General features: G+C 64.8%; 11 protein-coding genes. 5 read left to right on the top strand and 6 right to left on the bottom strand.

Going from position 1 to position 15,297, the window contains the following annotated elements; translation table 11 throughout:
• Positions 1–61: 61 nt before the first annotated feature.
• The 4 genes from sufD to HPT29_RS14600 all read right to left on the bottom strand — a co-directional run bounded on the left by sufD (position 62) and on the right by HPT29_RS14600 (position 4,962).
• Complete coding sequence (gene sufD / locus HPT29_RS14585) at positions 62–1,375, bottom strand: Fe-S cluster assembly protein SufD (RefSeq protein WP_173945211.1); 1,314 nt, start codon at positions 1,373–1,375, stop codon at positions 62–64.
• 1 nt (position 1,376) lies between these two features.
• Positions 1,377–2,129 (bottom strand): Fe-S cluster assembly ATPase SufC, encoded by a 753-nt coding sequence (gene sufC / locus HPT29_RS14590; protein WP_173945210.1) that lies wholly within the window; start codon positions 2,127–2,129, stop codon positions 1,377–1,379.
• A 121-nt stretch (positions 2,130–2,250) separates the two neighbouring features.
• On the bottom strand, positions 2,251–3,723 hold the full coding sequence (gene sufB / locus HPT29_RS14595; protein WP_173945209.1) for a Fe-S cluster assembly protein SufB: 1,473 nt from the start codon (positions 3,721–3,723) through the stop codon (positions 2,251–2,253).
• A 66-nt stretch (positions 3,724–3,789) separates the two neighbouring features.
• Complete coding sequence (locus tag HPT29_RS14600; protein WP_173945220.1) at positions 3,790–4,962, bottom strand: cysteine desulfurase family protein; 1,173 nt, start codon at positions 4,960–4,962, stop codon at positions 3,790–3,792.
• Between the two features lie 233 nt (positions 4,963–5,195).
• On the opposite strand from HPT29_RS14600, the gene HPT29_RS14605 reads away from it, so the two are divergent.
• Positions 5,196–5,852 (top strand): alpha/beta hydrolase, encoded by a 657-nt coding sequence (locus HPT29_RS14605; RefSeq protein ID WP_173945208.1) that lies wholly within the window; start codon positions 5,196–5,198, stop codon positions 5,850–5,852.
• A 434-nt stretch (positions 5,853–6,286) separates the two neighbouring features.
• Here HPT29_RS14605 and HPT29_RS28640 read toward each other — a convergent pair whose 3' ends face one another.
• Positions 6,287–8,557 carry a M10 family metallopeptidase gene (locus HPT29_RS28640; RefSeq protein WP_285892590.1) on the bottom strand — a complete coding sequence of 757 codons (2,271 nt, stop codon included), beginning with the start codon at positions 8,555–8,557 and terminating at the stop codon, positions 6,287–6,289.
• A gap of 244 nt (positions 8,558–8,801) precedes the next feature.
• Here HPT29_RS28640 and tyrS point away from each other — a divergent pair, with 244 nt between their 5' ends.
• From tyrS to HPT29_RS14635, 4 genes are all read left to right on the top strand, one after another.
• Positions 8,802–10,064: a tyrosine--tRNA ligase gene (gene tyrS, locus HPT29_RS14620; protein WP_173945916.1), complete on the top strand. Its 1,263-nt coding sequence runs from the start codon at positions 8,802–8,804 to the stop codon at positions 10,062–10,064.
• Between the two features lie 131 nt (positions 10,065–10,195).
• A complete protein-coding gene (locus HPT29_RS14625; RefSeq protein ID WP_173945917.1) occupies positions 10,196–10,888 on the top strand; it encodes a helix-turn-helix transcriptional regulator in 693 nt (230 codons plus the stop codon).
• A 69-nt stretch (positions 10,889–10,957) separates the two neighbouring features.
• Entirely contained in the window at positions 10,958–11,329 is a 372-nt protein-coding gene (locus HPT29_RS14630; RefSeq protein ID WP_173945918.1) for a VOC family protein, read from the top strand.
• A 12-nt stretch (positions 11,330–11,341) separates the two neighbouring features.
• Entirely contained in the window at positions 11,342–11,797 is a 456-nt protein-coding gene (locus tag HPT29_RS14635; RefSeq protein WP_173945919.1) for an EVE domain-containing protein, read from the top strand.
• Positions 11,798–11,867: 70 nt separating this feature from the next.
• Here the strand turns inward: HPT29_RS14635 and HPT29_RS14640 are convergent, their stop codons facing one another.
• Positions 11,868–15,251, bottom strand: a complete 3,384-nt coding sequence (locus HPT29_RS14640) for a YhdP family protein (RefSeq protein WP_173945920.1) — start codon at positions 15,249–15,251, stop codon at positions 11,868–11,870.
• Between the last annotated feature and the right edge of the window lie 46 nt (positions 15,252–15,297).

Genomic DNA, 15,297 nt, shown 5'->3' on the forward strand with positions numbered 1-15,297 from the left:
CGCTGCGCCCCACCGAACCGGGATGGCCGGCACGAGGCCGGCCATGACGCGTTGAGTTCCTTTACGCCCGAGCCTTCAGCCAGCTCTCGACCGTCTCGACGAGCGCCTCGCGGGCGGGCTCGTTCTCGACGAACTCCAGCGCCTCACCCAGGAAGGCCTGCACCAGGAGGCTTTCGGCTTCCTTCTTCGGCAGCCCGCGCGCCATGAGGTAGAACAGGAGATCCTCGTCGAGCTGGCCGCAGGTGGCCCCGTGGGCGCACTGCACGTCGTCGGCGAAAATTTCGAGCTCTGGCTTGTTGTTCATGGAGCCGCCCTCCTCGAGGAGGAGCGCCGCCGACATCATGCGGCCGTCGGTCTTCTGGGCATGATGCGGAACGATGATCTTGCCCTGGAAGACGCCGGTCGCCTCGTTGTCGATCACGGTCTTGAACAGCTCGCGGCTTTCGCAATGGGGAGCCCCGTGCTCGACCACGAGGGTCGAATCGCCGAGCTGGGAGCCCTTCAGCATCGTCGCGCCGTTGACGCGCAGATTCGTGCTCTCGCCGTTCAGAACGGCGAAAACCTGGTGCCGCGAGGTTGCGGCGCCCGCCACCACGTTGATGCTGTTGAAGACGGCGTCGCCCCCGATCTTGACCGCCAGGGTGGACAGAGCCAGCGTCCTGTCGCCCTCGGCGTTGACGCGCACGTGCTGAACGTTGGTGCGGTCGCCCGCGATCACCTCGACCACGTCGTTCGGCTGATGGTTGGCCCCGTCGGTGCTCTCGTGCGTTTCGAGCAGGGTCACGGACGCGCCCTCCTCGACGACCACGAGCACGCGGGTCGCCGTGGCGACGGCCGAGTTCGCCGCCGTCACGAAGCGCAGATGGACCGGCGTGTCGACCGGACCGGCGATCCGGATCATCACCCCATCGGCCATGAAGGAGGTGTTCAGCTGATAGACCGGGTTATCGTTCGCCCACGGCACCGGGCTTAAGTGCGCCAGCCAGTCGTGGCCGTTCGTCAGCGCTTCAGCCAGGGGCACGATCTCGACGTTGTCCGGTAGGCCGGGGAAGTCCACCGCGGCGCGAACGAAGTGACCGTTCACGAAGGGAACCTGCAGAGCCTCGACTTCCTTGAGCGCCTTCGCGCCCTCGAGAGCGGATCTGGCCTCGTCGGCTGACGGTGCGACGGCGAACGGCGCGATCTCGCGCAGGAGCGCCCGCAGGTCGGTGTACTTGAAATCCTCGACCCGGCGGTGCGGCAGACCGCGCGAGTTGAATTGCTCGAAGGCCTGAGCCCGCGACTCCCCGGTACCGGGAAGCGTCGTCTTGGCGCTCTCGAAGGCCTGCGCCAGCGCAGTTTCCGCCGGCGTCTTCATGAGAGTGACGTCAGCCATGTTACGCGGCCTCGGTTTCGCGGTAGTCGGCGTAGCCGTTCGCCTCGAGTTCGAGCGCCAGCTCCTTGCCGCCCGACTTCACGATGCGGCCCGCATGCATCACGTGCACGGTATCCGGCACAATGTGGTTTAGGAGGCGCTGGTAATGGGTGATGACCAGGAAGGCGCGGTCGGGCGAGCGGAGCGCGTTCACGCCCTCGGACACGATGCGCAGCGCGTCGATGTCGAGGCCGGAATCCGTCTCGTCCAGGATGCAGAAGGACGGCTGGAGCAGCGCCATCTGCAGGATCTCCATGCGCTTCTTCTCGCCGCCGGAGAAGCCGACATTGAGGGCGCGCTTGAGCATGTCCTTCGGGATTTCGAGCTGGGTGGCTGCGGCGTTGACGCGCTTGATGAAGTCCGGCGTGGTCAGCTCCTGCTCGCCGCGCGCCTTGCGCTGGGCGTTGAGGGTGGCCTTCAGGAACGTCATCGAAGCGACCCCGGGGATCTCCAGCGGATACTGGAAGGCCAGGAACACGCCAGCGGCGGCGCGCTGGTCCGGCTCCATCTCGAGCAGGTTCTGGCCGTCGAGCAGGATCTCGCCGTCAAGGACCTCGTAGTCCTCCTTGCCGGCGATCACGTAGGACAGGGTCGACTTGCCCGAGCCGTTGGGCCCCATGATGGCGGCGACCTCACCCTTATTCACCGTGAGGTTGAGGCCATTGAGAATGCGCTTGTCCTCGATCTGGACGACCAAGTTCTTGATTTCGAGCATCTGAATATTCCGTTGTTTGCGCGTGGATGGCCGGATCGAGTCCGGCCATGACGGGCTTTGAAGCTATCGCGTCGCGCCCGGGCTTCCTTCTGCCCTGGGCATCCACGTCCCGTTTCCTGAATTAACCGACCGAGCCTTCCAGCGAGATCGAGATCAGCTTCTGCGCCTCGACGGCGAACTCCATGGGGAGCTGCTGCAGAACGTCCTTCACGAAGCCGTTCACGATGAGCGCCGTCGCCTCCTCTTCCGAGAGGCCGCGCTGCTGGCAGTAGAACATCTGATCTTCCGAGATCTTCGATGTGGTCGCCTCGTGCTCGAACACCGCGGTGGCGTTCTTCGACTCGATATAGGGTACCGTGTGCGCGCCGCACTGGTTGCCGATGAGGAGCGAGTCGCAGTTCGTGAAGTTGCGCGCGCCGGTCGCCTTGCGGTGAGCCGACACGAGGCCGCGATAGGTGTTCTCGGACTTGCCCGCCGCGATTCCCTTCGAGATGATCCGGCTCGTGGTGTTCTTGCCCAGATGGATCATCTTGGTGCCGGAATCGACCTGCTGCTTTCCGTTCGACACGGCGATCGAGTAGAACTCTCCGCGCGAGTTGTCGCCGCGCAGGATGCAGGACGGATACTTCCAGGTGATCGCGGAGCCCGTCTCCACCTGCGTCCAGGTGATGACCGAGTTCCTGCCGCGGCAATCGCCGCGCTTGGTCACGAAGTTGTAGATGCCTCCCCGGCCCTCGGCATCGCCCGGATACCAGTTCTGGACCGTCGAATACTTGATCTCGGCATCGTCGAGGGCGATCAGCTCGACCACGGCGGCGTGGAGCTGGTTCTCGTCGCGCTTCGGAGCCGTGCAGCCCTCGAGATAGGACACGTAGGAGCCCTTGTCGGCGATGATGAGCGTCCGCTCGAACTGGCCGGTGTTTTTCTCGTTGATGCGGAAGTAGGTCGACAGCTCCATCGGGCAGCGCACGCCCGGCGGGATGTAGACGAACGAACCGTCCGTGAAGACGGCCGAGTTCAGGGTGGCGAAGAAATTGTCCGTCACTGGCACGACCGAGCCGAGATACTGGCGCACGAGGTCCGGATATTCCCGGATCGCCTCGGAGATCGGCATGAAGATCACGCCCGCCTTCGCAAGCTCCTCCTTGAAGGTCGTGGCGACCGACACGCTGTCGAACACCGCGTCCACGGCGACCCGGCGCTCCGGCTCGACGCCGGCCAGGATCTCCTGCTCCCGCAGCGGGATGCCAAGCTTCTCGTAGGTCTTGAGGATCTCGGGATCGACCTCGTCGAGGGACTTCGGCGCCGGGTTCTTCTTCGGCGCGGCATAGTAGTAGATGTCGTTATAGTCGATCTTGTCGTACGACACGCGCGCCCAGTTCGGCTCTTTCATGGTGAGCCAGCGCTTATAAGCGTCGAGCCGCCACTGGAGCATCCACTCCGGCTCGCCCTTCTTGCCCGAGATGAACCGGATCACGTCCTCGGAGAGCCCCTTCGGGGCCTTCTCCATCTCGACTTCGGTCTCGAAGCCGTACTTGTACTGATCGACATCGATCAGACGAACCTGATCGATCGTTTCCTGCACTGCAGGCATTCGTCTCTCCCACCGCTCACGGCTTCAAGGGCCGCGGGTTGATGACATGGAACGCGATACGGTCTGTCAGGCCGCGCTCGCCTTCCGCTTATATAAGGTGCCGACCACCCGTTCGCACGCCTCCGCGAAGCGGATTAAGTCCTCTTGTGTGGTCGTCCACCCCAAACTCACACGCAAAACGCCCTCGGCCAGGGCGGGCTCGACCCCCATGGCGTCGAGCACATGCGATCGCTTGACCTTTCCGGACGAGCAGGCCGAACCGGACGATAGGGCCACCCCCGCCAGATCGAAGGCGATCAACGCCGTCTCGGCCCTGAGGCCGGGTATGGCAAAGGCGAAGGTATTAGGCAACCTTTCCGCAGCGGAAGACACAACAAGTGCATCGGGCGCGACCCGCCGGACCCGCGCCTCGGCGTCGTCCCGCAGCGCCCGAACACGGCGGGCTTCCTGCTCCAGGCTGGCCAGAGCCAGCTCGGCTGCAGCCCCGAAGCCCGCAATGGCCGCCACGTTCTCGGTGCCGGCCCGGACACCCTTCTCCTGGCCGCCGCCACGGAGCAGCCTGTCGGCGATCTCCAACTGGTCCGAGGCCAGAATCACCGCCCCGGTCCCCTTGGGACCGCCGATCTTGTGGGCGGAGAGCGTCATCGCATCGACGCCCAGTTCGGCCATGTCGACCCGGATCTTGCCGGCCGCCTGAACCGCATCGGTGTGGATCAGTCCGCCATGCTCGTGGACCAGCCGGGCGGCGTCGGACACGGGCTGCACCACGCCGGTTTCGTTGTTGGCAAGCTGAACCGAGACCAGAACCCGCTCGTCGCCTGCTTTCCCCAAGTGGGCCTTGAGCCAGGCCAGATCAAGGACGCCATGCTGGTCGACAGGGACGGTTTCGACCGCCTCGAAGGGGAAGCGGTGACCCTTGAGCACACAGGGGTGTTCAGTCGCGCCGACGAGGAGCCTCCCGGCCCCTTTCTGCCCCAAACGGCGGAAGCCCGGGGTCAGGACGAGATTGGCCGCCTCGGTCCCGCCGCTCGTGAACACGACGTTCTTCGCCTTGGCACCGACGAGCCCCGCCACCTTCTCGCGGGCCTTCTCGATCTCGGCCCGGGCGGCGCGACCCTCCGCATGGACCGACGAGGCGTTTCCCGGAAGCTGGAGCGCGCGCAGGACAGCCTCGGCGACCTCGGGCCGGACGGGCGAGGTCGCGTTATGGTCCAGATATGTGCGCTGGCCGGGAGCCATAGCTGCTTGGAGCCTCACGAAATTCTTGCAATCGACCCTGGTTGCCGTGCTAAAGCACCCCAACCACATCTGTCCCATGTTTCTCCCCATGCCCGTCGATGCACGGATTCATGAAACATTGGAACACTTTAGAATGGTTCTAAGGGTTCTTTTATGAGGAACCGCGGCCTGGAGTCAAGGTCGCCCGCCGTTTTCCCCCTTCATCAGGAGGGGCGCTCAAGAGGTTCGCGTATATGCCTGAAGTCATCTTCACGGGTCCTGCCGGTCGCATCGAGGGACGCTACCAGCCTGCCAAGGAGAAGGGCGCTCCCATCGCCATCATCCTGCACCCGCACCCGCAATTCGGCGGGACGATGAACAACCAGATCGTCTACAACCTGTACTATGACTTCGTGAAGCGCGGCTTTTCGGTCCTGCGCTTCAACTTCCGCGGCGTCGGCCGCAGCCAGGGAGCCTTCGACCATGGTCAGGGTGAGCTCTCCGACGCTGCAGCGGCCCTGGACTGGGCCCAGGCCATGAACCCGGACGCCCGCGCCTGCTGGATCGCCGGCGTCTCCTTCGGGGCCTGGATCGGCATGCAGCTCCTCATGCGCCGCCCTGAGATCGAAGGCTTCATCTCGATCGCCGCGATGGCGAACCGCTACGATTTCTCGTTCCTCGCCCCCTGCCCGTCCTCCGGACTTTTCGTGCACGGCTCGGAGGACCGGGTCGCCCCGGTGAAGGACGTGGTCAGCGTCATCGAGAAGGTGAAGACCCAGAAGGGCGTGAAGCTCGAACATGCCGTGATCGACGGCGCCAACCACTTCTTCGACGGTCGGGTCGACGAGCTGATGGTGGCCGTGGACGAGTACCTCGACAAGCGCCTCGGCACCACGGAAGAGGCGGCTTGAGACTTGAGCCCGGCAACGGGAATAAGCGGCTGACGAAGCAATCGATGTCCCATCAGCAAAAAGGCGCGACCCTTCGGTCGCGCCTTTTTCTGTTTTCATGATCTGCTGCCTTTCAGCGGCAGCGTCCAGTCGCCAGTTCATCTCTCGACTTTGGCAAACCTCACCGCCGCCTGCGGGCCAAGCGCTTGGCTTACCAGATCAGGAAGTCGATTGCGATAACATTGCGACAGGATCCGTCACGTGCCAGAGCGCATACATGATGAACAGGCGAGCGTGCATGGTGGGACTTTGCAGCGGGCAATCATCAGGTCGTTCTCGTCTCGGGACATCGATGGGACCAAGTATTCCTGCGAATGAAAAGGCGCAGCCGATGCTGCGCCTTTTCATACCAAATCGGCTTCGAGCCAATTGTCTCGTACCTAGTGCGCAGTGGCCTACATGACGAGGAAGTTCGCCGCGCTGAGAGTGGTCCCGGCGGCGAGCATCGCGAACTTGATTGCTGCCACGCCGCCCGAGCCGTCGACGTCGTAGAACAGCTCGCCGGTGGACTGGACGTACAGGATGTGGTGATCGAAGCTCGTGGCCGCGCCCAGGCTGAAAGAGGCGCTCGAGAGAGCCCCTGAACCCACGTCCATGAACACGTTGCGGCTGAGCACGATCCGGTCGCCCTCCGCGGCCGAGAAGTCCTGGATCGTGTCCACGTTGCCCGCACCCAGGCCCGTGCTGAACCGGAACGTGTCCGCCCCCGCCCCGCCGCTGAGCACGTCGCAGCCGAAGCCGCCGTCGAGCCAGTCGCCGCCTGAGCCCCCGAACAGGTAGTCGCCGCCTGCCTTGCCGGTGAGCGTGTCGTTGCCGCCCTCACCGTAGAGCTGCGCCCCCGAGCCGCCGCCGCGATCAACACTCGTGAGCGTGTCGGCGTAGTTCGAGCCCTGCAGCACCTCGATGTTCGAGACCTGATCCCCCGCCGCCGCGCCGCCGTTCTGGTTGCCGGTCAGGTCAACCACCACGCCGCCCGTGGCGCTCTGGTACGAGAGCACGTCCCAGCCGGCGCCGCCGTCGAGGAGGTCGCCGCCCGGGCCGCCGTCGAGCCAGTCGTTGCCGGCGCCGCCGAACAGGGCATCGCCGCCGCCCTTGCCGGTGAGGCCGTCGTCGCCGCCCTCGCCGTAGAGCTGGACGCCGCTGCCGTTGCTGCGATCGAGCCCGGTGAGCCGGTCGGCGTGGTTCGAGCCCTGCAGCACCTCGACGTTGAGGATCCTGTCGCCGGCGGCCGCGCCGCTGTTGGCGTTGCTGGTGAGGTCGACCGTGATGCCGCTCGTGGCACTCTGGTACGAGGCCACGTCCCAGCCCTCGCCGCCATCCATCAGGTCAGCCCCGGTTCCGCCGTCGAGCCAGTCGTGGCCGGCACCTCCAAGGATCGTATCATCGCCGGAAGCGCCCGACAGGCCGTCATTGCCGGCGCCACCATCGAGCATGTTGCTTGCCACATTGCCTTTGATGCTGTCATGACCCGATCCGCCGATGGCATTCTCGATCAAGGACCGTGGGTCGCCGCGGTATTGGAAGGCGTTGTAGACATTGCCGCGCACGAAGCTCGTGGAGGTCTTCATCCCGAGCTGAGTCTGAGAGAATTTGATACAGCCGCCAGGCGCGAGATCAATCGTTTGGTCGCCAGAATAATTCGATAGATCGTAGGTGTCGTTTCCGCCGCCGTCCCAGATGGTCATGAAGATTTTGTTGGTCACGGGCGCACCCTGCCCGATGCCGTTGACGAACGCTTCGCCTGTTTCCGGGGACCACAAGTAAACGGTATTGCCGCCGTTGGTCGTGAAGTCGGCCCCATACATTTCCTGCAGCGCGGCGATGTCATATTGCATGTAGGTTTGCGGATTGTCCCACGTATTGCCATAGGACATGACCGTGTATTCCGGCGAATCGTGCTCGCCGCTCATGGTGGGCAATGTGCCGCCTGAATCGTGAGGGTGCTTGAGACCAAGAGAGTGACCAAGCTCATGCAGGACGAGCATATAGCTATAGGTCCCCGGCAACCCGCTGTTCCGCTCCAGCCAAACGTCGCCACCATAGACTGGAACACCAGGATAATAGCCGTGACTGCGGTTGATGAGCTCATTTGGGTTGAAACCGGCAATTTGGAGGGTTCCGCCGTCGCGACCCGCATAACTCAGTGAGAGATTGGTCACCCCTTCGACCGACGACAATCCCATCTTCGGTCCCCCCGAATAGGGACTGTAGCCTTCAAGGGCGTAGCGAACCGCCTGCTCAGTTTCGAAGGTCAGGGGTCGATAGCCGTTCGCGCTCGGATTGACCCATTGGTAGTCGCCACGGGAATCCGGCAGGCTATAAGTGATCTCCGTGCTATTCCATTGTGAACCGGACAGAATGCCCAGGACATCGCTATCGACCCCGGCCGGGACGTTGAACCTCACCCCCGACATGGCGTAGGGAGCGGCACTCGCAAGGATGGAAAAGATACCGATCGGCGATCGAGAGACATTATCCGATACCCAGTTGTAGACGGTATCGTAGAGGTCGCCGACCTTGCCGGATGCCCAATCCCACGCATCGCTCAAGGGTGATCCCGCCGCCATGCTGGCATAGATGTCATACGGCTGGAACGACGTCCCCACGGAGCCCTGTCCCATGGAGAGCACGGTTTGAACCACTCCATCGGGAATGGATCCTGGCATCCCATGACCGAAGCTCGACCAGGAGGGGCCTTGACCGTTCGACAAGCAGAGACAACACATGCAGCCCTCCATCGGATACGTCATGTAATAACATTGTTTATCTCTGAACTGTTACTGTCAAGCTACTCATTCGGCGAAGTTTGTTCGCGACATGCCACCTGGCGTTGTGCGCGATAGGGATGAAATGAATGCACGAACCTGCTACAGGCTTCGCCACCTGTGATCGCCCCAGACGAGAGATGCGATGAACGTACCGAAATCGGAATTTCTGAAGGTCCTGACGGAGCGGGGCTTCATTCACCAGACCTCGGATTTCGAAGGGATCGACGCGGCTGCGCTCGAGAATCGCCTGACCACCTATGTGGGCTACGACTGCACCGGCCCGTCGCTCCATGTGGGGCATCTTCTCTCAATCATGATGCTGCACTGGTTGCAGAAGACCGGAGCCGGCAAGCCGATCACGCTGATGGGCGGCGGGACGACCCGGGTGGGCGATCCATCCGGCAAGGACGAGAGCCGCAAGCTCCTGACCGTGGAGCAGATCGAGGCCAACAAGGAGAGCATCAGAACGGTGTTCTCCCGCTTCATTAGCTTCGGGGAGGGCAAGACCGACGCCATGATGGCCGACAACGCCGAGTGGCTGACCAAACTCAACTACATCGAGTTCCTGCGCGACGTGGGCCGGCACTTCTCGGTCAACCGCATGTTGTCCTTCGACAGCGTGAAGCTGCGCCTCGACCGGGAACACGAGCTGTCGTTCCTGGAATTCAACTACATGATCCTCCAGGCCTACGACTTCGTGGAGCTCAACAAGCGCTACGGCTGCGTCCTGCAGATGGGCGGCTCGGACCAATGGGGCAACATCGTCAACGGCATCGATCTCGGCCGCCGCCTCGGCACGCCGCAGCTCTATGCCGTCACCTGCCCTCTTCTGACGACGGCGTCCGGCGCCAAGATGGGCAAGACGGCCTCCGGGGCCGTCTGGCTCAACGCCGACATGCTGAGCCCCTACGATTACTGGCAGTTCTGGCGCAACACCGAGGATGCGGACGTTCCGCGCTTCCTGAGGCTCTTCACCATCCTGCCGATGGGCGAGATCGCCAAGCTCTCCGCCCTGCAAGGAGCCGAGATCAACGAAGCGAAGAAGGTCCTGGCGACGGAAGCCACCGCCCTGCTCCATGGCCGTGAGGCTGCGGAACTGGCCGCCGAGACGGCGCAGAAGACCTTCGAGCAGGGTACGCTGGCGGAGAGCCTGCCGACCGTCGAGATCGCGTCCAGCGTCCTAGAAGGCGGCCTCGGCGTCTTGACGGCCTTCGGCCCCGATTATGCGAAGCTCGTACCGTCCTCGAGCGAGGCGCGCCGGCAGGTGAAGAGCGGCGGCCTGAAGGTGAACGACCAGATCGTCTCGGACGAGCGCGGCACCTTGAGCCTGTCCGACGTGACCGCCGAGGGCGTGATCAAGCTGTCCTTCGGCAAGAAGAAGCACGTGCTCCTGCGCGCCGTCTGATCGATCCGGCCTCCGGCGGCGAAAGCCGCCGGACATGAGCCGGAATGCCATGTCATCTCCAGGTCCGGTTCGGAGTGGGTAAGGCGCACCGAACCTGCCAGACTATGACGTCCGCTCATGAGGGCCCTGCTTTGACCCGTTCGGAGCGCCTGCTCGAACTCCTGCAAACGCTGCGCCGCCACCGTCGCCCCGTGAGCGGGAGATCCCTCGCGCAGGAACTCGGCGTCAGCCTCCGGACGCTTTACCGGGACATTGCCAGCCTGCAGGCTCAGGGGGCCAGCATCGAAGGCGAGCCGGGGATCGGATACATCCTCAAACCCGGCTACTTGCTGCCCCCTCTGATGCTCTCCGATGACGAGATCGAGGCCCTCGTGCTGGGGTCCCGATGGGTTGCCGATCGGGCCGACGGCCCCTTGGCGTCCGCGGCCCACAACGCGCTCGCCAAGATCGCCGCCGTTCTGCCTGACGACCTTCGCGGCATCCTCGATGCCTCGCCGCTCCTTGTCGGCCCCGGCAACCCGATCGTCGGGGACATCGTTGACGTTGCCTCGATCCGCAAATCGATCCGATCGGAGCGAAAGCTCGTGATCCGCTACAGGGACGGCAGAGGCAGCGCGACCGAGCGGACGATCTGGCCCGTCGCACTGGGCTATTTCGACCAGGTGCGAGCCGTGGTCGCCTGGTGCGAGCTGCGGCAGGACTTCCGGCACTTCCGCACCGACCGGATCGCAAGCCTGACGCCGACCGAGATCCGCTACCCGCGCCGTCGCCGGGCGCTTCTGAAGGACTGGCGGGAATCCGAGGGCATCCCAGCACCAGTCTGATCACTGCTGCCGGAAACTGACAGCATCGTGCCGTAGTGTCCTCCGTGTCGCATTCAACGGAGACCAGACGTGCCGACCCCCAACTTCATTCTCCTCTACGTGGACAGCCCTGCCGCCAGCGGCGAGTTTTACGGCGAGCTGCTTCAGCGCAAGCCCGTCGAGGCCTCGCCGACCTTCGTCCTGTTCGCCCTCGAGTCCGGCCTGATGCTCGGCCTGTGGTCGCGGCACACGGTCCAGCCCGCCGCGATGGTGCCGGGCGGCGGAGCCGAACTCGCCTTCCCGGTCGGCAGGGACGCCGACGTCGACGCGACATGCGTCGACTGGAAGGCCCGCGGTGTGTCGATCATCCAGGAGCCGACCGTCATGGATTTCGGCCGAACCTTCGTCGCTCTCGACCCGGACAATCACCGCCTGCGCGTCTTCGCTCCAGCGGCCGAATAGGAGGGGTGCATCATGACAGGCTATTGGATGGCCGTCGCCTCCGCCGAGCATGTCCGGCGGGGGCGTTCGGAGGGCTTCATGCAGGTGTGTCACGGCAAGGCCGCACCCTTGCGGAGGATCAAGCCAGACGACGGGATCATCTATTACTCGCCAACCCTGACCTTCGGCGGCAGGGACCGTTTGCAGGCCTTCACGGCAATCGGGACCGTCCAAGGGGCGCAGACCTACCAGATCGACATGGGGGGCGGCTTCCGCCCCTATCGCCGGGACGTGGTCTGGGCCGAGGCCCAGGAGGCACCGATCCATCCGCTGCTGGACAGCCTCGACCTCACGGCCGGACGATCGAACTGGGGATACCAGCTCCGGTTCGGGCTTGTGTCCATCAGCGCGCACGACTTCGACCTGATCGCCTCCGCGATGCGGCGGGACATGAGCCACGCCGACCTGGGGCGTCCCCGTGGGCCATGACGGACAAACGCCTCGTCTGTCCAGGGCTTGCCGGTCGGCCGGCGGCCTTTGTGGCCGAAGGCCCGGTCGATCAGCGTTCCGGAACCGTCGGCAGGGATCCTGTCTGCGGTTCAACACTCGCCCCAACGCCGAAGAGCTTGCGCAGGAAGCCCGGCGCGACGGCCGACAGGGGATTGACCGTCAGGGACGGTGCGCTGGCTTGGCCGTTCAGGCGGAAATTGACCGCGAACAGCCCCTCGTTCTGGCCCCCGCCCAAAAGCGGCCCGAAGAGCGGGACCTGAGCGAACACGTTGTTGAGGCCGTACGCCGGCACGAAGGTGCCGGCGATGTCGAGCCGGTCGCGGGCGTAATCGATGAATCCGCCCAGCGTGAAGCCGATCTGGTTGCCCCAGATCGCGGCATCCTTGAAATCGAGTCGGCCGGCATTGCGAGTGAACTCGAGTCGCGCCTTGGTGAACTGCACCTCGTTCACATCCACCCGGACATTCTGCGGGTTGCCGGCCCGGTCCTGGCCGGCGATGATCTGCGTCTGGGTGGGGATGATCCGCCGAAGGGCCGGCTCGTTGACCAGGGCAAACGAGTGCAGGATCACATGGCCGGCCTGCGGGCCGTCGCCTGTGGCAAGCTGGAGAATGAGGTCCCCGCCGGACATGCGCCGGTAAACGTCGGTGAAGCGCAGGAGCGCGCCCGCATCCTGTGCCTGGAGGATCACCACCGGACCGCCGGGATCCGGCAGTGTCCGTCCGATGATGTCGGTCGCGCCGAGGCGACCCTTCATGTCGAGCTGGCGCAGGTTGTCCTTGCGCACCGAGGCCTTGATCACCGCGTTGGTGATCGCCTCCTCGTTGTAGCCGGTCAGGATGTTGAGGTTCAGATCAAGGTCGAAGTCCTTGCCGTCCCTCTGCCCAGCCGCGTTCCGTCCTGGCGAGCCCGGATTGGCGGAGCCCGCCGCACCACCCTTCAGGAACGGGCGGGCATCGCCCACATTCCCCCGGATCGCGACCTTGTAGAGATTGCTGGAGCGTTCGATCTGCGCACGCATCTCGTCGCCGGGCGAGAGCTTGAAGGTCGCGAGCTCGGCCTTCTCCAGGCTGCCTTCGGTCGAGAGCGTCGCACTGCCTTTCAGCTGCACGGTGCCGCTGTCGAGCTGCAGATCCCTGATCTCGTCGGTCGGTCCTTCGACGAACGTGAACGTCAGCTTCCCGGGCCGTCCGGCCGGCTTCACCCAACCGGGGATCAGCTGATCCACGGCCGCCTTGGCAAGATCGGCTTCGACCAGGATGGTCGAGGGAGCCGAAGCCCCGAGGGGGAGGCTTGCCTTGAGCCCGACCGTTCCGGTCAGCTGGGAGCCGAAGGAGAGCCCGCGCCTGCCGCGTGCCGCCTCGTCGAGGGAGAACGCCACGCTCGCCTGCCCGCCCTGCCGGTTCTTCTGCAGATCGATCACGGCCGCGCTGCCGGCCAGCTTGCCGTCGCCTTTGACGACGAGGTCGCCTCGGTCGTAGGCGATCGTCAGATTGGCGCCTTCTAGGCGATCCTTGCCGAAGAACTTGTCGACGGCGAAGTCGTTGACGGTTCCCGTGACCTTCAGCGGCAGGTCGGCGAACGGCGGGATATGGCTGACGGGCAGGCCGATTCCGACCCGCAGATCCGTCCGGCCCTTCATGGTGGCGGGATCGATGTTGAACCCGGCGATTTCCTTGATCCGCGGCTCCAGCAGCAGGGCGCCGAGCCCGTCGGCGCCGCCCGTCAGGCGGAAATCGATGCGGGCCAGCGCCCGGTCGTCCCAGTAATCGTCGAGGATGAACGCGCCGTCCGAGGCATCCAGCGAATGGTTGCCCGCCATCTGGACGAGCCCGGAGGACGCGCGGACGGCGACCTTGCGACCCGTTACATGGCCAGTTACGTTCATGCCCGAGATCGGCGGAAGACCGTCTGCCACCTGGAGAACGCCATCGGAGATCGTGAAGTCGATCTTCAGGGACTCGTCCGGCGTCGGGCCGCCCGTCACCGCCTTCTCGATATCGGCCCCGGTCATCGCAACCTTGAGATCGATGGCGTCCAGCGTGCCCGCCTTCAGGTTGGACACGAGAAACCGGCGGACCGGAGGGGCAACGGCCTCGGGCCAGATGCGAAGCGCCGAACGGATGTTCGTCTTCTCGGCCCGCACATCCAGATGCAGACCCTTCGGGTCCGCCGCGGCCCCGATCAGCCCGCTGATCCGCGCCGAAAGCTCGGGTCCTTTCAGCGTCACGCTGTTGATCCGGACCCCGTCAGGGCCGGACAGATCGGCGGCGAACTCGCCGACCTGAAGGGGGCGGTCGCCGGTCGCCGCACCGGACCACACAAGATCGCGACCGCCGAGCGACAGGCGCCAGGGCTTGTTCGAGACCGGAGTTGCGAAACGTCCCTGCAGAAGCAGCTTCGTGTCGCCGCCCTTCAGGGCGAGTTCCTGCAGGTCGAGCACCTTCTCGGCCTCGTTCCATTGCGCGGTGATCGTCGCGCGTTCCACGGGGAAGGGCGACGTGTCCTTGTCCTCGATCTGGAACGTGCCGGCATTGCTCTCGAGCCGGGTCTTCAGCTCGGTGATCCGGCCTTCCGCATAGCCGATGTCGAAGCGCCCGGAGAACTCGAGATCCGTGGTCGCCGGCAGCTCGGACGCGCCGGCGAGCAGGAGGATGTCCTTGATCGGCACTTCCTTGGCGACCACCCCGGCCCGGTAGGCGCCGCTGCCCTCAACGAGAGCGTCGCCGTTGAGCTGCCAGGGTCCCTGATCGCCCTCGACCGTCGCGGCGAAGCGACGTCCGCCGCTCTCGGTCCAGTCGAAAGCCGCGTCCACGCGCTGGAACCGCGCCCGTTCGCGGCCGTCCGCATCGACGAAGACGAGGCGTGCATTGGTCAACTCGGCCTGGCCGAGCGAGTTGAGGACGCTCCCCGGACCGACGATGAGGTCGAGCAACGATCCGACGACCCCTGAGACCGGGGAAGGTCCATTGGCATCGCGGGCCAGCGAGGCCGCCGCCTCCTTGGAAGGCTCCGACGAGATGGGCGGCGTACCGGCCTCGACCTCGCCGGCCTGTACGGGCGAGAAGGCGAGCGATCCGTCCCGGTTGACCAGGACCCGCAGTTGCAGGTCGCGCACCTCGATGGCCTTGGGCTGAAGGTTGGCGGTCAGCAGGGACATGAGGTCGACACTGAAGATCGCATAGGGAGCCCGCAGCACGAGGTCGCCGCCGGGCGCCCGGATGTCGAGGCCGTTCGCCCTCAGGGCCGGCGAGCCGTCATGGAGCTCGATGGCAGTATTCCGCAGCGTTACGTTCCAGCCTGGCCCGATGCGGGCCGCCAGGGCTCCTGCGACGCGGTCCGGCAGGCTCCCGAAGCTCATGGGAGCCGCGGAGAGCCGCAGGTAAAGCAGACCCAAGGCGACCGCCACGAAAACGACAAGGCCAAGCTTCACATAGAGAGTGCCACGAAGAACGCGCTTGAAAAGGCTCCGTTTGACC

The sequence above is a fragment of the Microvirga terrae genome, assembly GCF_013307435.2.
Taxonomy (GTDB): domain Bacteria; phylum Pseudomonadota; class Alphaproteobacteria; order Rhizobiales; family Beijerinckiaceae; genus Microvirga; species Microvirga terrae.

Excerpts from the sequence above, each read along its gene's own strand:
- sufD (WP_173945211.1), bottom strand. The coding sequence starts at position 1,375 with ATGGCTGACGTCACTCTCATGAAGACGCCGGCGGAAACTGCGCTGGCG.
- sufC (WP_173945210.1), bottom strand. The coding sequence starts at position 2,129 with ATGCTCGAAATCAAGAACTTGGTCGTCCAGATCGAGGACAAGCGCATT.
- sufB (WP_173945209.1), bottom strand. The coding sequence starts at position 3,723 with ATGCCTGCAGTGCAGGAAACGATCGATCAGGTTCGTCTGATCGATGTC.
- HPT29_RS14600 (WP_173945220.1), bottom strand. The coding sequence starts at position 4,962 with ATGGCTCCCGGCCAGCGCACATATCTGGACCATAACGCGACCTCGCCC.
- HPT29_RS14605 (WP_173945208.1), top strand. The coding sequence starts at position 5,196 with ATGCCTGAAGTCATCTTCACGGGTCCTGCCGGTCGCATCGAGGGACGC.
- HPT29_RS28640 (WP_285892590.1), bottom strand. The coding sequence starts at position 8,557 with ATGCCAGGATCCATTCCCGATGGAGTGGTTCAAACCGTGCTCTCCATG.
- tyrS (WP_173945916.1), top strand. The coding sequence starts at position 8,802 with ATGAACGTACCGAAATCGGAATTTCTGAAGGTCCTGACGGAGCGGGGC.
- HPT29_RS14635 (WP_173945919.1), top strand. The coding sequence starts at position 11,342 with ATGACAGGCTATTGGATGGCCGTCGCCTCCGCCGAGCATGTCCGGCGG.